This window comes from bacterium SCSIO 12741 (genome assembly GCA_024398055.1).
In the GTDB taxonomy this organism is placed as follows: Bacteria; Bacteroidota; Bacteroidia; order Flavobacteriales_G; family Salibacteraceae; genus SCSIO-12741.
Map to the genome: position 1 here is coordinate 3,140,061 of CP073749.1, position 19,108 is coordinate 3,159,168.

Below are 19,108 nucleotides of genomic sequence, written 5' to 3' on the forward strand. Positions count from 1 at the left end.
CTTTACGAAGGCAAGTTTTTTTTAAAGATTGAATAAGAAGGTCTTAGTACTTCTCGATTTTTCGAATGATCTGTTTTTCAAATTGGGTTACCGACCATTCTTCGGCTTTGCCTTGATGGAGAGGGACAACATCCAGTTTAATCTCTTGTAACACAATTTGAGAATGAAGGCTATCGCCCACAATAAGAAACTTGGAAGCAGCTGATTCATACTTCACCGAGTCTTGATCTTTTACAGATTCGTAATCAATCAGAACGACCATAGTTTGAGAAGTATCCGGGTAATAGAATCCATTTTTTTCTTGGTTAAAATCGAGGTGGCCATATTCCAGGCGTTGTACCCGTTTCAATTGAACCATATTTAACCGATAGATCAACTCCCGTTTCGAAAAGTTGAAATGGTAAATCTGCAACATCGGAACCATTGCCATGTACCTGTAATGGGGCGCAACCGAAGTGGCCAAAAAAGAAAAACTACTGACGGCTAAAAGAATACCTAAGGCCAGTTTGGGAAGAACGACTCGCCATTCCGATCGAAACAAATAATAAGAAAAACCCACACTTAGAAGAGCTATCAAATCGGTATAATCCGGTGTTCGGTGCATTGGAATGCTCCAGGCCTGAAAGGTGGCAATAAATGAATCCGCCAACGGCGATTTCCACCACACAAAAAGAAGTACGCTTGCAAGGTGAACTCCTTTGCGGTAGGCGGGAAACAGTGCACTGAAGAAAAAGGGAAAGGCAAAGAGTCCGGCAAAATCGGAGAGTTTCCCGGTGATGGGATGAGACCAGGCTGTTTTTAAAACCCAATCATTTAAGATCAAAAGAGACAAGCTGATTAGGAAAAGAGGATGACCCAGGGTGCGTAGATCACGTTTCATGATTGTTTTTTTGAATGCGATATGCAAGAACTACACCAGCCTGTTAATTAAGGCTTTGAACCCATTCAACGGCTCGCTCCAAGCTATTGATTGAATCAAATTCGGCAGAGTCATCTGTTGGGATGTCGGGCTGAATAGGTCCGAAGTAAGCTCGGCCATTTCGATCCGCAAATCGACAGGTAGAGAGAAAAAGGTGAGAGCCATCCGACAGGATAAAGACATCGTTTCCTGTGGTGGCGCCTTTGGTAGCTTCTCCAAAAGTTTTCACCCGATGGGATCCGAGAAAAGAAACCACCAGCGTTTCTCCAGAGCTGGCTGTTTCAGCGCTGAGCAAAATGGCGATTGGCAGGTATTGGTTTTTCAAGCGATAGGGATGACTCACTCCACCATCTTCGGGATCACCTTGATCGTAAACTCCGTTTTTTAGAATCCAGGGAGTGGAATGCCCATCGGGATACAGGTAATAACCCACCGTGTCTTCTTCGTATAGAGCGCTTATTCCAGCATGCATTGGCCAATTATACCCACCACCGTTTTCTCTTAAATCAATGATCCATCCCTTCAAGCTGTGGCTATCGAGGCTTTTTACTACTTCTTGAAGCGTATCGGCAAAATGCTGGCAGATGCGGCGATCTCCGCTGATAAACCAGGGAATTTTGATGATCCCAATTTCGTCCTTCACTTCACCGGTTGGAGAAGGGCCGGGAATACGAATCGGGCCGGTGGTTTCTTTCAAGGAATCGGTGCTTAGGCCCAAGACCTCTTTACTCCTTTCGGCGCCCAGAAAAAAACTATGTCCATCCTGAATATAGGCCAGTCCCCATTCAATGGGTTTGTAACAGTCTTTTAGACTCTGCGCATTAACTGCCTTGGAATACACAAACTCTCTGAATTCAGGCCAGTTGACCGAATCGCGTAGCAGGGAGTTTTGTTCGGCTATTTCGAAGAATTCCTGTAGGTATTTCTTGGCTTTTGGTGAAAGGTTTTGTTCGCCTTGAGGGTGTGCAGTGAAGGGAAATAGAAGCCAGCAAAAAACAATTGGGAGAAGTCCAATATTTCTTAAACTTAATTCACAAAATGAAGTCTTCCAAGATTTCATAGCCAACTTGCAATCCACGAAGGTTTTCCCAAATGTAGGCCAAATCAAAAGCCCCAACGACATTAATGAGTACACTCAAAATTCCGGCAAGCAAACAGGCTTGGATTTTGGGTCGGGTTCATTCCATTCCAAGTTAGAATGGACAATTGAAGTACCAGGAAACCTGTCTAACCTATACGATACCTTATGCCACCCGGAAATAACCCCAGGCGTTGACTCCATTTGTTCTCGTGTCCCTTGCGGTGCCCACGCAGGATGGCCCACATCCCCAAATCAAATACGAATAGGAAGGCGCCCTGTAGAATAAAGGATTCTCCAAAACCCTGAAACAGGTCCTGGTTTTGGGTCTGATCCGCTAATCCAACCATCAAGGCACCGCTTCCCATGTAAAGGATATCGAGGCCACCATTGATTAAAAAGACCCGCTCATTTTTTCGGTTAGCCGCTTGAGCCTCGGCCCAGTTTTCCTGGTTCAAATCCATTCGGGTGTGCCGAATTAAAGCTGGGAATGAAATCGTTGCATTGACCACATTCCAAAACACATTCATTCCGTGAAAGTATTGTTCCTTTCCTGTGGTAGTTGCCATTCCATAACCGCCAATGGCAAAATTGGCCAGAGACCATCCGCCCAAAACACCCATACCACCCTGATTGATCAGAATGCGTTGCTGGTTGAAGCGGGTCACCTCACTCGGAGATTGCGACCAGGCGCTAAAACTCAGTAGGAGGAATAGAATTAGTGCGAAGCCTCGATGGGTTCCACTTTTTCGATGAAGTATTTGGTGTCGCCAAAAAATGCCCATTGATACAGTTTTTCTCGGTAGTAGAGTTTCACTGGCTTACCATTATCCACAGCGCTCTCAATTTTTCCAATGACCGCTGTATCGGATTTATGAACTGAAAAATCCCAAATGGAACTCGCTGGGTCACCTTCTTGTCCAGAGGTGATTCCTCCGGTGTGCAATTGCCCTTCGATGGTCTTAAAAATCATTCCTCTTTTACTCATTTTAATGACGGTTCCCACGCGGTAACCCTCACTGTAGTTATAAAAGAAAACGACGTAGATCGAAATGCTCAGTACTACCAGAAGTACCAAGAGGAGAATGCGTTTCACTTTTTTCATCGGCTTTTCAGATCGCTCAGTATGGAGTCCAGTTTTTCCTCCAGTTTACCGTTCACTTCCTCAAAGTTATCGTTTTTGCTCAGGGAGCCTTTTACGCTGATGTAAAATTTGATTTTGGGCTCAGTACCGGATGGACGGGCCGTAACCAAACTACCATCTTCCAATACAAATTGCATTACGTTGGAAGCGGGTAAATCAATGCTATTCTCCTCACCGGAGTCAACTTTACGAGCCGTAGAGGATTGGTAATCCCGAACTTCGGCTACTTTTAGTCCACCCAAATCAGATGGAGTGTTGTCCCGAAAGTTGCTCATCATCTGGCGAATTTCTTCAGCTCCCGAAATACCTTTTCGCGTAATGGAAAGCAGGCGCTCTTTGTAGAAGTCGTAATCCTGGTAGATACGAATCAATTCCTGGTAGAGGGAACTTCCTTTTTTGCGGGCTTGAGCAGCCATCTCGCAAATCATGACTACAGAAACTACAGCATCCTTATCGCGAACAAAGTCACCCATGAGGTAACCGTAGCTTTCCTCTCCACCAAATACGAAGAATTCTTTGCCTTCTTTCTGGCGAATCATTTCAGCGATCCACTTAAATCCAGTTAGCGTGTCGTAGCAATTTACCTCGTGAGCATCGGCGATAGAGCGAAGTAATTCAGAAGTCACAATGGTTTTGGCAATGTAGAGCGGCAATTGTTCTTCTTCCAGACCTTTGTACAAACTGATCATGTACTCGGTTAACAGAGCTGCAGTCTGGTTACCGTTGAGCAGGATAAACTCTCCTTTGTCGTTTCTAACTGCAATACCTACCCGGTCGCTATCAGGATCCGTTCCAAGAACCAAGTCAGCTCCTTGTTTTTCGGCCAATTCGAGGGCCAGGGCCAAGGCAGCAGGTTCTTCCGGATTCGGAGATTGAACCGTAGGGAAGTTCCCGTCTGGTACGGCTTGTTCAGCAGGTACGAACACATGCTGGTAGCCCAATTGATCCAAAATTTCAGGTACTCCTTTAATTCCTGTTCCGTGGATTGGAGTATAGACGATTTTCAGATCAGAGTCTTCTTGATTAATGGCCCGTTTGATGATTTGATTGTGGTAGCGCTGATCGGCTTCTTCGCCCAGGTATTCGATTTTAGAATCGTCAAAATCAGTCTTCACTTGTTCCGGAGAATCAATCTTCCGAACCTCTTCAATCACCTTTTTATCATGAGGAGGTACTAATTGACCACCGTCATCAAAGTATACTTTGTAGCCGTTGTATTCTTTCGGATTGTGAGACGCTGTGATTACAATTCCAGATACACATTCGTATTCACGAATGGTAAATGATAACTGAGGAGTAGGGCGCAATGAATCGTAGAGGTAAGCATGAATGCCGTTGGCGGCCATAATCTCGGCAGCGGTCCGCGCAAATTCTTCGCTTCGGTTTCTCGAATCGTGGGCAATAGCCACTTTGATCGAGTCACGGCCACCAAATACTTCGAGTAGATAGTTAGCCAGGCCTTGGGTAGCCATTCCAATCGTGTATTGATTGATCCGATTGGTGCCAACACCCATAATGCCACGAAGTCCACCTGTTCCAAATTCCAGATCCTGGTGAAAGGCTTCGGCCAATCCACTTGGGTCTTGATCGATCAGTTGTTGAACTTCGGTACGTGTATTTTCGTCAAATTCCGGTGCCAGCCATTTCTGAGCCCGGTTGAGAATGTCTTCCTTTTGCATGGGAGGTTAAGTTTATTTCTTTAGGGAAGCCATCTGGGCTTCCAATGCTTCAATTTTTGCTTGAGCATCGGCCTGCTTTTTGCGTTCGCTGGCCACTACTTGCTCGGGAGCGTTTTGAACAAAGCGTTCGTTGCTCAATTTCTTCTCCACCGATTTCAAGAATCCACGGGCATAGCCGAGTTCGCTTTCAATTTTGGCTAATTCAGCTTCCAGGTCTACGGCTCCTTCCATCGGGATGGCGTATTCCAAGGCACCGGATACAAAGGTGAAGGCCTTTTCAGGAGATTCTGATTGGGCTTCCATCGTTTCGAGGTTATTGAGCTTAGCCAGCAATTCGTTCACTTCAGGCAATTTGTCTGCCTTAACAAACAAGGAAAGTGGTTTGTGCGATGCCAGGTTTTGTTTTTTGCGGAAAGTCCGGATTTCAGAGGTTACATCCGTCATGGCAGCGAAGTGCTTGTTGAGCTCTTCATTTACCGGTCCTGCTTCTGGCCAGGCATTGATAACCACACAATCCTGGTTCTCACGATCAGTGATTTGATGCCATACTTCTTCCGTTAAGAAAGGCATAAACGGGTGGAGCAAACGCATACATTTCTCCAGTTGTTCGATAGCCTGGTTGTAGGATGCGCGATCAATGGGCTGCTGATAGCCTGGTTTGATACACTCCAGGTACCAGGAACAGAAATCGGTCCAAATCAAACGGTAGATGGCCGTTAATGCTTCAGACAAACGGAACTGGTCAAACTGCTGATTTACTTCGTTCAATACTTCGTTGAAGCGGCTATCAAACCATTCGTTAGCCTGCTTAACGGCTACGCTTTGTTCTCTTTCGTCCGTTACTTCCCATCCGCGAATCAGGCGGAGGGCGTTCCAGATTTTATTGGCGAACTTGCTTCCTTGCTCACACAAAGAGTTGTCAAACAGAAGATCTCCTCCAGCTGGAGAAGACATCAATAGACCAACGCGAACTCCATCGGCACCGTATTTCTCAATCAGTTCAAGAGCATCAGGTGAATTACCCAAAGATTTGGACATTTTGCGGCGTTGCTTATCGCGAACCATTCCGGTGAAGTACACATCCTTGAATGGAATTTTGCCTTTGAATTCGATTCCGGCCATGATCATACGAGCCACCCAGAAAAAGATGATATCGTGACCCGTAACCAGAGTAGAAGTAGGGTAGTAGTAGTTGTAATCGGCGTTGTTTGGATCTTTAAATCCATCGAATACACTGATCGGCCACAACCAGGATGAGAACCAGGTATCCACCACATCATCATCCTGACGGATTTGATCAAGGGTTAACTCAGGATTTTTCTCCTGAAGTTTAGTCAGTGCTTCTTCAGCCGTCAAGGCTACGGCGTAACTTCCATCAGGTGCGTAATAAGCCGGGATTTGTTGTCCCCACCAAAGTTGACGGGAAATACACCAGTCCTGAACATTTTCCAACCAGTGGCGGTAAACGTTTTCAAACTTCTTAGGGTGGAATTGGATATCTCCGCTAAGTACCGATTCCAATGCAGGACCAGCCAGGTCTTTCATTTTACAGAACCACTGGGTAGAGAGCTTAGGCTCAATAACCGCTTTCGAACGCTCAGAAAGACCCACCTTGTTTTGGTAGCCTTCCACTTTGGCAAGCAAGCCCAGTTTATCCAGTTCCTTGGCCATCAGGTCACGGGCGTCAAAGCGATCTTCTCCAATGAAGAAACCTGCTTTTTCATTCAGCTTTCCGTGATCATCAATAATATCGATTACCTCGAGATTGTGCTTAATTCCGAGGTTGTAGTCATTTTCATCATGGGCAGGAGTTACCTTCAAGCAACCTGTTCCAAACTCCATGGTTACGTACTCGTCGGCAATGATTGGAATCTCACGATTCACCATCGGTACCACAGCCGTTTTACCAATTAGGTGCTGGTAGCGCTCATCTTCCGGGTTAACGCAGATGGCCGTATCCGCCAAAATGGTCTCTGGACGAGTCGTTGCAATCGTTACAAATTCATCCGTTCCTTGAATAGGATAGCGAACGTGGTAGAGTTTAGACTCCACCTCTTCGTAGATTACCTCTTCATCGCTTACCGCCGTCAATCGCTCCGGATCCCAGTTTACCATACGGGCTCCGCGGTAAATCAATCCTTTGTTGTAAAGCTCCACAAAGGTTTCCTGAACCGCCTGGCTCAAGTCCTCTTCCATGGTAAAGCGGGTACGTTCCCAATCGCAGGAAGCACCTAATTTGCGCAACTGCTTCAGGATGATACCCCCGTATTTTTCCTTCCATTCCCAGGCGTGCTCCAGGAATTTTTCACGACCAATATCCTCTTTGCGAATACCTTGTTCAGCCAACATGCCGATTACCTTGTTTTCGGTAGCAATAGAAGCATGGTCAGTTCCAGGCACCCAGCAGGCATTTTTGCCTTGCATACGTGCGCGACGAATCAAAACATCCTGAATCGTGTTGTTCAGCATGTGTCCCATGTGCAATACACCGGTGACGTTTGGAGGGGGTATGACGATGCTATAAGCTTCACGTTGATCGGGTTCGGAATGAAAGAATCCTTCCTTTTCCCAATGTTCGTACCATTTTTCCTCCACCTGCTTCGGGTCGTAAACACTCGGTATATTCATGGTTTTTTAACTGTTTCGGTTCTTGAATTAAAGGGTGCAAAAGTAGCTTATTTATTTACTGGTTAAAACCTAGAGGTCAGGTTCGAGGACGAGATTCGAGAACGAGGTATACTCGAGTCCGATTTCTTCGTCCTCGTCCCCGTCTTCGTTCTGACTTCCGTCCTCGTTCTCGCCTTACGCACAGGGGATTTGGTCCTTTTTAGGAAGCGCCGTTAATGATTTGTTAAAGCTGCTTAACAACCGAGAGGTATTCCTACATTTGTTAGCGAATCTAAAAAGACGAACAATGAAAAGTATTACAATGACCTTAGCGCTTATGTTGGCTACCTTCTTCGGAGCACAGGCGCAACTCAACCTCGAGAGCGGACCCAAAGTAGAATTTGAAAAAGAAGTGCACGATTTTGGTGAGCTCGTTCAAGGTGACCCTGCAGTTTACGAATTTGTATTCACCAACACAGGTAACGAACCTTTGATTATCTCTAACTCAAGAGGATCTTGTGGATGTACTGTACCAAGCTGGCCACGTGAGCCAATCGCTCCTGGAAAGTCTTCTACTATCCGTGTAAAATATGACTCAAACCGTATTGGTCCAATTAACAAGTCTGTGACCATTACTTGTAACGCTACCAACATCAATAACGGTAGTATCGTAATTCGGATTAAGGGAAATATTTCTCCTAAGCCACAAAATGCGGCCCCGTCAATAATAGCGGCAGCATGGCTCCTACGAACTAAGGAGCAATAATTTTAATTAGAACGAAACCGCCCTTCGCAAACCTTTTAGGTTTTGGGGCGGTTTTTTTGTGCTTTAATATTTCAGTTTGAAAGTACGAAGTGAGGTTTGGAAAACAGACCTTTTGACCGAATAAAAAAGGCTCCACACATCTATGAGGAGCCTTTTTTTGATAGAGTTCTATTCAACCTTAGTGCTGAATCATAATCATTTGAGTGCCGGCAGATTGGTCCTTAGCAAACAAAGAAATGGCATAAACACCGTTGGATAGGGAAGAGGTGTTTAACTCATGCTGCAATCCGGAAACGGTTTCGGTCATCAAAATTTTTCCAGAAAGTGTATGAAGAACCACCTTGGAAACTTCATTTTCTTCCCATTCAATCACCAAATAGTCATTTGCTGGATTAGGATAAACCAGAACTTCTGATTGCGTATTTGGTGAAGATATTTGAAGAAGTTGTGATTCATCGGTGCTCTTGGAGGCATCTTGCAACGCTTCGATCTCGCTTGTTTTTTGAGCTATTTCTGTTTTCAGTTCTTCAATTTCCTTTTGTTGTTCTTGAAAGGCTTTTACCAATACAGGTACCATACTCAAATAGTCAACGGTAAGAAATTCCTCTTCGGATGGGGTTACTTTATCTGAATGGTTGTCACTTGTCAAAATCTTTGTGGTAGTCACCATTTCAGGAAATACTTCTTGCAGGTCTTGAGCGATGAAACCATATTGGCGGCCTTCTTTTAAATGAAGGTTAGGATACTCATCCGTGCGGTAGTCGTATTGCATAGGGGTGAGAGCCATCAATAATTCCGACATGTTAGTAAGCTCCGAATAGTTGTTTTTTAAACGAGCATCGGATACGGTATGGAAACCACCTGTTCCTAAAACCCGGCCAATGAAGTGGCCCGCCCAATCGTTTGGTCCGGTGCTGGATTCACCATGCACGCCAATGTTTTGAGCTGCTCCTGAAGCATCTCCGCGAACTCCAATCTGAATTCCGAATCCGCTGTTGGTAATCGATTGGCCCAAAACACCCATTCGGTTGGTGTTGTAATCGGCTCCGGGAAAAGTCAACCCCTTAACGCCAATGCTGAAAACACTTCCACCGCGCGAATAGCCCACCACTCCAATGGTTGATGGTCGCTCTCCTGTATTGGTTCTGGAAAATCCGTAAACCCCAATGGGAGTTCCTTCGGCGTCCATGTGATTTTCAATTCCTCTACCATAAACTCCGATCATTCCAGCAGCGGGATCACCGAAGCCGGAAGAGGTAATTCTCTCGTTATCCGGATAATCGGTTGACTCGATTTTTCCGCCATTCATTTCACCGGTAACACCGATAAATTCACCCGAAACAGATTCTACTTGCGATCGCGGGGATGTAGTTGCCACCCCGAGTTTACCGTTGTTGTCTATTCGTGCTCTTTCTACCGCAGAGCCTGCACCTGGATCCCAGGTATAAAAAAGAAAAGGTTCGTTGTTGTTGGTTCCGATGTAATCACCTGGGCTAACAGTGTTACCATTAATATTCCATTGGGCAAATCCACTAGTGGCTAACAGCCCAAGAACTCCCGTCAAAAAAGTTTTTAAATTGATCATAAATGCTATTATTAGTTGATAATAGCTTAAAAATCAGTTTTTAAAATTTATCCCACTTTGGATTTTTCCGAGAAGCTTGAGATTCTTTGCGAACTGCCCGATTTAGATTGTAAACAATAAAATGTACGGTGATTGGGGAATGGAAAAGGTTGAATTATGCTTTAACAAGGCGGGGTTGAAACTTAAATTGAAAGGGGGGCTTAATCTAGAAATTCCAGTCCCTTGCGAATGGCTGCCATCATGGATTCTTTATCCGGATTCATTTTGGCGGTAACCCGAATGCCGCTGTATAATATGAAGATGAGCGAGGCCATTTCATGGAGATCTTTTTCAGGGGCTATTTCTCCACTGTCAACACCGGTTTTCAAATGGTTGTAAAAGACTTCTTCAAACTGAAGTTTGTTTTCCTTTAAAACGTCTCGCATTTTTTCATCTCCAGGTAATAGTCCTGAAGCCGTGTTGACTGCAAAACAGCCCTTCTTCTTTTCATCGGCCAAAGTTTCATCTACCGCATTTTCGAACAATTGAAGGAATCCTTCTTTCACCGTCGGAAAACGCTTGAGGTGTTCGATGACCCGGACTCGACTGGATTCACGGTAGCGATTAAAAACCCGATTAAACAGTTCTTCCTTGCCGCCAAAAGTGTCGTAGAGACTCGCCCGGTTAATTCCCGTGCGTAGCACCAGTTCTTGCATGGACGTGGCGTAATAGCCCTTTTCCCAAAAAAGAATCATGGCTCTTTCCAGAACATCTTCTTCGTTAAATGTCTTTACTCTTGGCATGCAATAAAAATGAGGGTTGACCGAAACCAACCCCCAAATATATTCATACTATACCGCGCTACAAGGGCGAAGTTTAAGCCAACAATGGATTGACGTTAATTCCACCATCAATATTGTACTCACTACCCGTGATGAAAGACGCATCTTCTGAGGCCAGAAAAGCCACCAGTTTAGCAATGTCGGTAGGTTGTCCAAAACGCTTGAGCGGAACTCGATTTTGAATGGCTTCAGCAAATCCGTTGAGCTGGTCTTCCGCCATGCCCGTTTTACCAAAAATGGGAGTGGTAACCGGACCCGGGTTAACCGAATTGATCCGGATGTGACGTGGAGCTAATTCGGTGGCAGCGGTGCGCGTATAAGAATTTAGAGCGGCTTTGGTAGCTGCGTAAACGGCTGTGTTAGGCATCCCAGTATAAGCATTAACCGAAGAAAGGTTGATGATGGCACCTCCATCATTGATAATGGGCAGAAACTTTTCCGTTGTAAAGATGGCACCCTTCAGGTTAATGCTCATTTGGTGGTCGTATATGTCTTCAGAAATAGCTCCTACCGGTGTGGGAATGAAAACCCCTGCATTCACAAAAAGGATGTCAATTTTTCCGTGCTTGTTTTGAACTTGCTCCACCAGTTGATCGATGGCTTTCAAATCACTTACATCGGCCACCAGGCCTTCAACACCTAAATCGTTAGCTGCAGTGGCTACTTTTTCCGGAGAGCGTCCGGTGATGATAACGGTTGCTCCATTTTCTTTTAACTCCTGAGCGGAGGCATAACCAATACCGCTGTTTCCTCCGGTTACAACAGCGATTTTTCCATTTAAGTTTCTCATGTTTTTTCGTTTTAATTTATTTTGGAATGATCGTTCCGGAACAAATGTAGAAAAATATTGGAATGATCGTTCTGAAATAAAATCACTTTTTTATCCCTGATTATTTAGAAGTAAAATGAAGGACCATGGCATTAAAATTCTAACTTCGAAAAACCAATATGAGCATTTGGAAAAGACTATTCAAATCGACCCAGCGCCCGAAGCCTTCCGGAGCTTCGACTAACGAGGAAAAACAGGCGCAATTGGCGCAATTGGAAGAATGGATAAAACCGCTCATTCGTCGCACCACTCGTATCGATATTCAGAAACCCTCTCGACCTCCCCAAGACTCCAGACACCTGTCTCATGTTGGTGGACATCCCTATTTTGAACAAGGTCGGGAATGGCCTGAAACTAAAAAAGGAGAACCCCTTCAATTCATATTTCAGATTTGGAATGAGGATGGATTGGAACTTCCGAAGAGCGTTAAGTTGATTCAGTTTTTTTACGATTGGGAGGAATTTCCTTGGGATACAGATAATGACGGGTGGTTGGTTAGGATCTATAGGGAGATCAATCCGGAAAAGGAAATCGAACAGGCCGTTCCAGCTGGAAAAGAAGCCCCTCATTATTGTGCCCTCAAGTTTGAAACAGTTCAAACTTTACCCGATTGGGAGGGCATTGATGTGTTTGGGCCAAAGGCTTCGGATCTTTCTTGCCAGATTAACGATGATGAACCTTGGCAAGCTTATCAGGATACCGTAGAAAAGTTAATAGGCGATACGGACTACCAAAGTCAATTAGGCGGTTACCCCAATTGGGTGCAAGGAGAAAGCACGCCCAAAGATTCTGAGGGTAAGCCGATGAAATTACTTTTTCAAATAGACTCAGATGACAATGCCGGTTTCATGTGGGGTGATGTAGGTTTGATCTATGCCTTTTACGATGAGCAAAACGAGCGGGTAGAATTCTGCTTGCAATGCCACTAAGAAACTGAAATGATGATGGATTTATCAAAGAATAAAAAGAATGCCATTGCCTTTTATCAAATGGCCTATGAAGGAAACCCGGCCAGGGCCGTTGAGCTCTATGTAGGTGATCAGTATATTCAGCACAACCCGGACGTAGCAGATGGGTTGCAGGGTTTTATCGACTACTTTGATCGGATGCAGCGAGAGTACCCGGAAAAGTCCATTGAATTTGTTCGGTGCATTGCTGAAGGGGATTTGGTAGCGTTACATACCCATCAAACCTGGCCAGGTAATGACCAATATGTGACGATGGATTTTTTCCGATTCGATGATCAGGGCAAGATTTGTGAGCACTGGGATGCAATTCAGCAAATTCCAGAAAAGTCGGCAAACCCCAACACCATGTACTAAGAAGCGCACCCATGAAGTTTTCTTTTTTCAAAAAGCTATTCGGAAATTCCGAGGAAGAACTGCCTAAAGTAGGCCTACAAAAGAAAGCCCGGATAGGGAAGGGGACGGTGCAAATGAACTGGTTTGAAAATGAAAGTATTAATCTACCCAAAACCTTGTACCATCACCTCACTTTTCCGATCGAGGCCTTTGACTCAGGAATCGACTATGTGGAACAACCCGAGGAAACCGAACTGCATATAGATCAATTAAACCTTCAACTATCCAATCCCCGAGATCTGGATGGTTGTGAGCTTAGCCAGCAATCTCATCCGGAAATAGAGTGCTCAATTTACCTTGGCTGGAGACATAACCCCTGTGATGTGCTGGGTTTAAAAATCAATAGAACCGAAGGTAATACCTACCAAGTGACTGGTAAACTGAAGGTTGATTTTGAGTTTGAAGGAGTTGCCCAAAACGAGATTTTTACCTTTTCTGCTACTGCCGAATTCCCTGAGAGTGAATAGGATATTGGAGTAAAGGAAAAACGACATTTATCGCTACCTTTGACGCCCAAAATTTTTTTGCTCGATGCCACATATTTCGAATAAAGGTCAGAACATGCCGGCTTCACCGATCAGGAAGTTGGTTCCCTTCGCCGAAGCAGCGAAGTCAGCTGGAAAAACAGTTTATCACCTGAACATCGGTCAGCCCGATATTGAAACTCCTGAAAATGTCAGGAAAAAAATGCGGGAAACCGAATTGAAGGTAGTGGAGTATTCCCACTCAGCTGGGTTTGAATCCTACCGTAAAGGATTGGCAAACTATTACAACAACTTGGGTATCGGCATCGATCACAACCAGGTTATCGTAACAACAGGGGGCTCTGAAGCCCTTCTATTTGGTTTTATGAGTTGTTTTGACCCAGGTGATGAGGTCATTATTCCAGAACCTTTCTACGCCAACTACAACGGTTTTTCCACCGGTGCAGGGGTAAAGGTTGTTCCTATTACGGCGGATATAGAAAGTGGATTTGCTCTTCCTCCGATCAGCGAATTCGAAAAGAAAATTACTCCACGCACCAAGGGTATTTTGATTTGTAACCCTGGAAACCCAACGGGTTATCTATACTCGAAAGAAGAGTTGGAGCATTTGAGAAAAATTGTTCTTGAGCATGACTTGTTCTTGTTTGCCGATGAGGTATACCGTGAATTCTGCTATGATGGTGCCGAGCACCATTCCATCATGAATTTGGAAGGGTTAGAGCAGAACGCGATAATGGTAGACTCTGTTTCTAAGCGCTACAGCATGTGTGGAGCTCGAGTGGGAGCTTTGGTTACCCGCAATCAAGAGGTATTGGATACCGTGATGAAGTTTGCTCAGGCTCGGCTAAGTCCTCCAACCTACGGACAGGTGGCCAGTGAAGAAGCATTGAATACTCCTCAGTCCTATTTTGACGATGTGATTAGCGAATACGTGGAGCGTCGTAATGTGATGGTAAACGCTTTGAATGAAATTCCAGGAGTTCGCTGTCCAATGCCCAAAGGCGCCTTCTACGCCATTGCTGAATTGCCAGTGGATGATGTAGATCGTTTTTGTCAGTGGATTTTGGAGAGCTTCGATCACAACGGGCAAACGGTAATGATGGCTCCAGCCACCGGTTTTTACTCGGATCCGGAACCTGGACGCCAGCAAGTTCGATTGGCCTACGTTTTGGAAAAAGATCACTTGGTGAATGCAGTTGAAACTTTGGCCGCAGCTCTTCAAGTTTATCCAGGGCGCACTGAAAAAAAAATGGCTGAAGCTGAGCTATAATTCAAGAGCACTTTGCTCGTTTCAATAGGGTAAATAGACAGGATGAGAAAAACCATTGGAATATTCGGATTATTGATGTGTACCCTCTTTGCAGGAGCACAGGAAGGAAGTCAATTCCCTGAATTAACAGGACAAACCGTTAAAGGAAAGGTAATTGAGTTGCCTAAAGCCCTTCAAGGGAAATATGCGCTCGTAGGAATGTCCTGGAGTCGAAAGGCAGAAGAGGCTTTTGAAACCTGGGTGAACCCTTGTTACAACAAGTTTATCCTGAAATCTGGAATGATGGATGGTTTGTATGATATCAATGTCTATTTCATTCCCATGTTCACCGGAACCAAAAAAGGGGCGATGGACAATGTGATGAAGAGAATGGAAGCAGAAAGTGATGAAGAGATCTTTCCTTACGTATTGTTCTACAAAGGAGACTTGGAGCCCTACGAAAAAGCACTGCATTTGAAGGATCCGTCCAAACCCTACATATTCCTTATCGATCCTAATGGAAAGGTTGTATTGAGCGAGTCAGGGCACTTTACGGAAGACAAAATGCTCGAGATTGAAAAGATACTTTTGGAAAATTGATAATTTGTAGGGAGTAGATTGATATTTTTTTCTACTTTTGCAAACCGTTTTTTAGAAGAAACGAAAAGGAAATAAGATGGCAAAGAAAGGAAATAGAGTTCAGGTAATTATGGAGTGTACTGAGCACAAGAACAGCGGTATGCCAGGAACGTCTCGTTACATTACAACCAAGAACCGCAAGAATACTCCAGATCGGATTGAATTGAAAAAGTACAACCCGATTTTGAAAAAATACACCGTACACAAAGAAATTAAGTAATACGATAAGTCATGGCAAAGAAAACGGTTGCAGGTCTGCAAAAGAAAGGTGCTAAGGATTTTACCAAAGTGATTAAAATGGTTAAATCGGATAAAACCGGTGCCTACGCATTTAAAGAAGAAATCGTACCTAAAGATAAAGTACAAGATTTCCTGAAGAAGTAAGGAACTCTTTCTAACGATACGTTAAACCCATATGCATGATTCGTCGGCATATGGGTTTTTTTATGGGTTACAGTACCAACTTTGAGCATTGTGCTTTTTTAACCCATTCCAGATTAAAAGATTGAATTAATTTAGCGCCTCTTTCACAAATTTCGGCCTATGGGAATTTTTGGACTGTTTTCGAAGAAGAAAAAGGAAGATCTCGACAAGGGATTGGAGAAATCGAGACAAAGTGTTTTCTCCAAGATTTCTCGTGCTGTTGTTGGTAAATCCAAGGTGGACGATGAGGTACTTGATAATCTGGAAGAGATTCTCGTTACCTCTGATGTAGGAGTTAATACCACCATTCGGATCATTGAGCGGATTGAAGAGCGGGTTGCTCGGGATAAATACCTCAATGCAAACGAACTCAACCGCATTCTTAAAGAAGAGATCGCTGGCCTCCTTGAAGACAGCAACAACGCTGACGCTACGGAGTTTACCATTCCTGAAAACAAATCACCCTATGTCATTATGGTGGTTGGTGTAAATGGGGTAGGTAAAACCACAACTATCGGAAAACTGGCCTATCAGTTTAAGAAGTCAGGTAAGAAAGTAGTTTTAGGTGCCTCGGATACTTTCCGGGCCGCAGCTGTGGATCAAATCAAAATCTGGGGTGACCGGGTAGATGTTCCTGTAGTAAGCCAGGGAATGGGATCAGATCCCGCTTCGGTGGCCTTCGATACCTTACAGAGTGCGGTATCCAGTGACGCTGACGTGGTGATCGTAGATACTGCCGGAAGATTGCACAACAAGGTGAATCTTATGAACGAGCTTACCAAGATTAAAAAGGTTATGACTAAAGTGGTGCCGGATGCGCCTCACGAAATCCTTTTGGTTTTGGATGCTTCTACCGGGCAAAATGCCATTGAACAGGCCAAGCAATTTACCAAAGCCACTGAAGTGAGTGCTCTTGCTTTGACCAAGTTAGACGGAACGGCAAAGGGTGGTGTAGTAATCGGAATTAGCGATCAGTTTAAGATTCCGGTGAAATACATCGGGATTGGAGAGAAAATGGATGATCTCCAGGTTTTCAATCGCACCGAGTTTGTGGATTCGCTATTCAGCGAATAAGAATTTTCCAATTACACCTTCAAAAAATTGAGAGCCTGATCCTATTCGGGCTCAGCTACTCCCATTCTTTCATGGGCCCAATTGAGGGCAAGCTTCAATTGTTCGTCTGGAGTAAGCGCTGAATTGTCCAATACCAAAGCATCTTCAGCCTGGCGTAAAGGATCTTCCTTTCTGGTTGTATCGATTCGGTCACGTTCCTCCAGGTTTTCTCTTACTTCTTCGCGAGTAGGAGAGAGGCCTTTACGGGTTAATTCCTGGAATCTTCTTTGTACGCGAACCTCTTTGTTTGCCGTCATGAAAATCTTCAATTCAGCATCCGGAAAAACGACCGTCCCAATATCACGGCCATCCATTACCACGCCTTTTTCTCGACCCATTTCCTGTTGCAGCGCTACCAGCTTTTGGCGAACTTCTTTTACCGTGGCTACCGGACTCACTCGTTTGGATACTTCCATGGTCCGAATCTCTTGCTCTACGTCTTCGCCATTCAGCAGCACATCCGAAGCACCACGCTCTGGATTAAAAGCAAATCGAATCTGAATTTCGTCCAACGCAGCTACCAGAGCATCGCGATTTAGGGTATCGTTATCAAACCAACCTTGGCGGTAGGCATACAACGTAACCGCACGATACATAGCTCCGGTATCAATAAAAGCGTAGTTTAACTCTTTGGCCAAGGCTTTGGCCAGGGTACTTTTACCGCAGGAAGAGAATCCGTCAACGGCAATATTAATTTTCGCATCCATTATAGTTTGCGAAGGTACTCATTGAGACTGGTAGAGACACCAATGTGGTGTGAATTTCCTCCCAAATGATAGGAGGCCAGGGTGTATTGAAAGCGCAACCGCTTAATCTTAATACCGGCACCAAAAGACATTCCGCTTAATCCGCTTCGGGCAGTTGGTGACAGCTCTCTATGGCGGCGGAAATTGTAAGCGATGGTGACGTACATGTTTTTGTGGGGAATGATTTCGCCTCCAAAAACCACGTGTCTAAAGAAGTTGTCCGTCGAAAATTTACGTTTGCTGGTTTCACCCGTTTTCGGATCTATTTTTTCTTTCCCCCGGTAGTCCGGATCATTAGAACCTAAATCCCATTTTTCTAAGTGGTGGTATTGAAAGAAAAAACGGAGGGGAGCCTTCGGGATTTTCTCGCTAATTCCAATGGAAACGTTCCAGGGAAGATTTTCGCGATTTCCAGCATCGTTTTTGGTCAACATCGTTCCCAAATCCTTCATGACGATTCCGGCGCTAAAGTTTCGGTCGCGGCTCCAATAGCTACCACCCACATCCACACCCACTCCAAATTGACGGTAGTCGGCGTAGGTGGAGTAGATCATTTTTACGTTGGCTCCAACCGACCAAATGGAGTCAAAAGAACGACCCCAGCCCACATTAAGGGCATAATCTCCTGCGGTGAACTGACCCACAACCTGACCATTGGCTTCCGTGTGATCAAATTTTCCGTAACTCATAAACTGGAGGCCAACCCCTAAGGCACCATTGCCCATGCGACGGGCATAGTAAACGTTTCCGGCATTGATATCTCCAATAAAGTTGATGTAATTAAGAGCCAGCTGATTGTCTAAAAGCGTATCCAGATTAGCCGGATTATCATAAACCAGGTTGACGTCGGTGTCTTTAAAGCCAATGGCCGAACCACCCATCGCAGCAGGACGTGCAGCAACAGGAATGGAAAGAAAGGCCGCCGCTGAATTTCCGCCTATTTGGGCGTGTGCCGTGGTGGCAAAAAACATCAGAAATACAAACAGAATGCGCATAGTTGACCTCAATACGAAGTGTGCCCAAAAATATTGTTTTCCTTCTGATTAATTTAGTGGATGGTTTAATTTGAATTTGACAATTCGTCATTTATTCAAAGAAGCCGCTAACTAACTGTAAGGCCAATGAAAAAAAGATACAAAGCGGGTTTAGTATTCCTCGCTGTTTTGTTGATCGGATATTTGATTCCGCAAAATTTATCGATGCCTGTTGAAGGCGCTACCAAATCAGACTACCACAAAGATTCTTTTTGGTATTACCCTTGGGGGAAATCTGTAACCCATAAAGGAGTGGACATTTTTGCTTCCGAGGGAACGGTGTTGAATTCTTCAACCAGTGGAATTGTATTGTACACCGGAAAGATAAAAATGGGAGGTAATGTGGTTTTAATTCTCGGCCCTAAATGGAGGCTCCATTACTATGCGCATTTAAAGGACATCCAAACCCGGAAATGGGGTTTAGTAAAAAATGGGGAAACCATTGGATCGGTGGGCTCAAGTGGCAATGCAAAAGGTAAGCCTGCTCATTTGCATTACTCCATTGTGACACCAGTGCCTTATATATGGAGATGGGATGGTGATAGACAGGGCTGGAAAAAGATGTTTTATCTAAACCCTATTGATTTTTTAAATCCATAAAGGATTCAGCTATTAAATCAATTCAGAAAA

The 19,108-nt window shown here is 44.6% G+C and carries 21 protein-coding genes; 10 read left to right on the plus strand and 11 right to left on the minus strand.

Annotated elements, in window-relative coordinates; genetic code table 11:
- Positions 1-43 precede the first annotated feature (43 nt).
- From KFE98_13360 to KFE98_13385, 6 genes are all read right to left on the minus strand, one after another.
- Positions 44-880 (minus strand): hypothetical protein, encoded by an 837-nt coding sequence (locus KFE98_13360; GenBank protein UTW61003.1) that lies wholly within the window; start codon positions 878-880, stop codon positions 44-46.
- Positions 881-923: 43 nt separating this feature from the next.
- Entirely contained in the window at positions 924-1,979 is a 1,056-nt protein-coding gene (locus tag KFE98_13365; protein ID UTW61004.1) for a S41 family peptidase, read from the minus strand.
- Positions 1,980-2,146: 167 nt separating this feature from the next.
- Entirely contained in the window at positions 2,147-2,665 is a 519-nt protein-coding gene (locus tag KFE98_13370) for a hypothetical protein (GenBank protein ID UTW61005.1), read from the minus strand.
- Between the two features lie 50 nt (positions 2,666-2,715).
- The gene (locus tag KFE98_13375) at positions 2,716-3,102 is read right to left on the minus strand and encodes a hypothetical protein (protein UTW61006.1); all 387 of its coding nucleotides are present in this window, start codon (positions 3,100-3,102) and stop codon (positions 2,716-2,718) included.
- Positions 3,099-4,820: a phospho-sugar mutase gene (locus KFE98_13380; GenBank protein UTW61007.1), complete on the minus strand. Its 1,722-nt coding sequence runs from the start codon at positions 4,818-4,820 to the stop codon at positions 3,099-3,101. Before KFE98_13380 ends, KFE98_13375 begins: the two co-directional genes overlap by 4 nt.
- A 12-nt stretch (positions 4,821-4,832) precedes the next feature.
- Positions 4,833-7,448, minus strand: a complete 2,616-nt coding sequence (locus KFE98_13385; GenBank protein UTW61008.1) for a valine--tRNA ligase — start codon at positions 7,446-7,448, stop codon at positions 4,833-4,835.
- Between the two features lie 316 nt (positions 7,449-7,764).
- Between KFE98_13385 and KFE98_13390 the strand changes: the two genes are divergently transcribed.
- Entirely contained in the window at positions 7,765-8,193 is a 429-nt protein-coding gene (locus KFE98_13390; GenBank protein UTW64708.1) for a DUF1573 domain-containing protein, read from the plus strand.
- Between the two features lie 178 nt (positions 8,194-8,371).
- Here KFE98_13390 and KFE98_13395 read toward each other — a convergent pair whose 3' ends face one another.
- The 3 genes from KFE98_13395 to KFE98_13405 all read right to left on the minus strand — a co-directional run bounded on the left by KFE98_13395 (position 8,372) and on the right by KFE98_13405 (position 11,389).
- Positions 8,372-9,778 carry a tail fiber domain-containing protein gene (locus tag KFE98_13395; GenBank protein UTW61009.1) on the minus strand — a complete coding sequence of 469 codons (1,407 nt, stop codon included), beginning with the start codon at positions 9,776-9,778 and terminating at the stop codon, positions 8,372-8,374.
- A gap of 200 nt (positions 9,779-9,978) precedes the next feature.
- Positions 9,979-10,560 carry a TetR/AcrR family transcriptional regulator gene (locus tag KFE98_13400; GenBank protein UTW61010.1) on the minus strand — a complete coding sequence of 194 codons (582 nt, stop codon included), beginning with the start codon at positions 10,558-10,560 and terminating at the stop codon, positions 9,979-9,981.
- Between the two features lie 73 nt (positions 10,561-10,633).
- Positions 10,634-11,389, minus strand: coding sequence for an SDR family oxidoreductase (locus KFE98_13405; protein ID UTW61011.1), 756 nt, complete (start codon positions 11,387-11,389; stop codon positions 10,634-10,636).
- Between the two features lie 158 nt (positions 11,390-11,547).
- Here KFE98_13405 and KFE98_13410 point away from each other — a divergent pair, with 158 nt between their 5' ends.
- The 8 genes from KFE98_13410 to ftsY all read left to right on the plus strand — a co-directional run bounded on the left by KFE98_13410 (position 11,548) and on the right by ftsY (position 16,659).
- The gene (locus tag KFE98_13410; protein UTW61012.1) at positions 11,548-12,357 is read left to right on the plus strand and encodes a DUF1963 domain-containing protein; all 810 of its coding nucleotides are present in this window, start codon (positions 11,548-11,550) and stop codon (positions 12,355-12,357) included.
- 15 nt (positions 12,358-12,372) lie between these two features.
- Complete coding sequence (locus tag KFE98_13415) at positions 12,373-12,750, plus strand: nuclear transport factor 2 family protein (protein UTW64709.1); 378 nt, start codon at positions 12,373-12,375, stop codon at positions 12,748-12,750.
- A gap of 11 nt (positions 12,751-12,761) precedes the next feature.
- Positions 12,762-13,256: a hypothetical protein gene (locus KFE98_13420; protein UTW61013.1), complete on the plus strand. Its 495-nt coding sequence runs from the start codon at positions 12,762-12,764 to the stop codon at positions 13,254-13,256.
- Positions 13,257-13,320: 64 nt separating this feature from the next.
- Complete coding sequence (locus KFE98_13425) at positions 13,321-14,544, plus strand: pyridoxal phosphate-dependent aminotransferase (protein UTW61014.1); 1,224 nt, start codon at positions 13,321-13,323, stop codon at positions 14,542-14,544.
- Positions 14,545-14,586: 42 nt separating this feature from the next.
- Positions 14,587-15,123, plus strand: a complete 537-nt coding sequence (locus tag KFE98_13430) for a hypothetical protein (protein UTW61015.1) — start codon at positions 14,587-14,589, stop codon at positions 15,121-15,123.
- Between the two features lie 76 nt (positions 15,124-15,199).
- Positions 15,200-15,382, plus strand: coding sequence for a 50S ribosomal protein L33 (gene rpmG / locus KFE98_13435; protein ID UTW61016.1), 183 nt, complete (start codon positions 15,200-15,202; stop codon positions 15,380-15,382).
- An 11-nt stretch (positions 15,383-15,393) separates the two neighbouring features.
- Positions 15,394-15,546, plus strand: coding sequence for a DUF4295 domain-containing protein (locus KFE98_13440; protein UTW61017.1), 153 nt, complete (start codon positions 15,394-15,396; stop codon positions 15,544-15,546).
- 159 nt (positions 15,547-15,705) lie between these two features.
- On the plus strand, positions 15,706-16,659 hold the full coding sequence (gene ftsY, locus KFE98_13445; protein ID UTW61018.1) for a signal recognition particle-docking protein FtsY: 954 nt from the start codon (positions 15,706-15,708) through the stop codon (positions 16,657-16,659).
- Positions 16,660-16,700: 41 nt separating this feature from the next.
- Here ftsY and KFE98_13450 read toward each other — a convergent pair whose 3' ends face one another.
- Complete coding sequence (locus KFE98_13450) at positions 16,701-17,405, minus strand: (d)CMP kinase (GenBank protein ID UTW61019.1); 705 nt, start codon at positions 17,403-17,405, stop codon at positions 16,701-16,703.
- Positions 17,405-18,439 (minus strand): type IX secretion system protein PorQ, encoded by a 1,035-nt coding sequence (porQ, locus tag KFE98_13455; protein UTW61020.1) that lies wholly within the window; start codon positions 18,437-18,439, stop codon positions 17,405-17,407. Before porQ ends, KFE98_13450 begins: the two co-directional genes overlap by 1 nt.
- Before the next feature lie 126 nt (positions 18,440-18,565).
- On the opposite strand from porQ, the gene KFE98_13460 reads away from it, so the two are divergent.
- Entirely contained in the window at positions 18,566-19,078 is a 513-nt protein-coding gene (locus tag KFE98_13460) for a M23 family metallopeptidase (protein UTW61021.1), read from the plus strand.
- The last annotated feature ends 30 nt before the right edge of the window (positions 19,079-19,108 follow it).

Bases quoted from the DNA above. Each gene is read 5' to 3' on its own strand.
- KFE98_13430 (UTW61015.1), top strand. From the start codon at position 14,587: ATGAGAAAAACCATTGGAATATTCGGATTATTGATGTGTACCCTCTTT.
- KFE98_13405 (UTW61011.1), bottom strand. From the start codon at position 11,389: ATGAGAAACTTAAATGGAAAAATCGCTGTTGTAACCGGAGGAAACAGC.
- KFE98_13360 (UTW61003.1), bottom strand. From the start codon at position 880: ATGAAACGTGATCTACGCACCCTGGGTCATCCTCTTTTCCTAATCAGC.
- KFE98_13410 (UTW61012.1), top strand. From the start codon at position 11,548: ATGAGCATTTGGAAAAGACTATTCAAATCGACCCAGCGCCCGAAGCCT.
- KFE98_13420 (UTW61013.1), top strand. From the start codon at position 12,762: ATGAAGTTTTCTTTTTTCAAAAAGCTATTCGGAAATTCCGAGGAAGAA.
- ftsY (UTW61018.1), top strand. From the start codon at position 15,706: ATGGGAATTTTTGGACTGTTTTCGAAGAAGAAAAAGGAAGATCTCGAC.
- KFE98_13380 (UTW61007.1), bottom strand. From the start codon at position 4,820: ATGCAAAAGGAAGACATTCTCAACCGGGCTCAGAAATGGCTGGCACCG.
- KFE98_13450 (UTW61019.1), bottom strand. From the start codon at position 17,405: ATGGATGCGAAAATTAATATTGCCGTTGACGGATTCTCTTCCTGCGGT.
- KFE98_13385 (UTW61008.1), bottom strand. From the start codon at position 7,448: ATGAATATACCGAGTGTTTACGACCCGAAGCAGGTGGAGGAAAAATGG.
- KFE98_13400 (UTW61010.1), bottom strand. From the start codon at position 10,560: ATGCCAAGAGTAAAGACATTTAACGAAGAAGATGTTCTGGAAAGAGCC.
- rpmG (UTW61016.1), top strand. From the start codon at position 15,200: ATGGCAAAGAAAGGAAATAGAGTTCAGGTAATTATGGAGTGTACTGAG.
- KFE98_13365 (UTW61004.1), bottom strand. From the start codon at position 1,979: ATGAAATCTTGGAAGACTTCATTTTGTGAATTAAGTTTAAGAAATATT.
- KFE98_13415 (UTW64709.1), top strand. From the start codon at position 12,373: ATGGATTTATCAAAGAATAAAAAGAATGCCATTGCCTTTTATCAAATG.
- KFE98_13425 (UTW61014.1), top strand. From the start codon at position 13,321: ATGCCACATATTTCGAATAAAGGTCAGAACATGCCGGCTTCACCGATC.
- KFE98_13460 (UTW61021.1), top strand. From the start codon at position 18,566: ATGAAAAAAAGATACAAAGCGGGTTTAGTATTCCTCGCTGTTTTGTTG.
- KFE98_13440 (UTW61017.1), top strand. From the start codon at position 15,394: ATGGCAAAGAAAACGGTTGCAGGTCTGCAAAAGAAAGGTGCTAAGGAT.
- KFE98_13395 (UTW61009.1), bottom strand. From the start codon at position 9,778: ATGATCAATTTAAAAACTTTTTTGACGGGAGTTCTTGGGCTGTTAGCC.
- porQ (UTW61020.1), bottom strand. From the start codon at position 18,439: ATGCGCATTCTGTTTGTATTTCTGATGTTTTTTGCCACCACGGCACAC.
- KFE98_13375 (UTW61006.1), bottom strand. From the start codon at position 3,102: ATGAAAAAAGTGAAACGCATTCTCCTCTTGGTACTTCTGGTAGTACTG.
- KFE98_13390 (UTW64708.1), top strand. From the start codon at position 7,765: ATGTTGGCTACCTTCTTCGGAGCACAGGCGCAACTCAACCTCGAGAGC.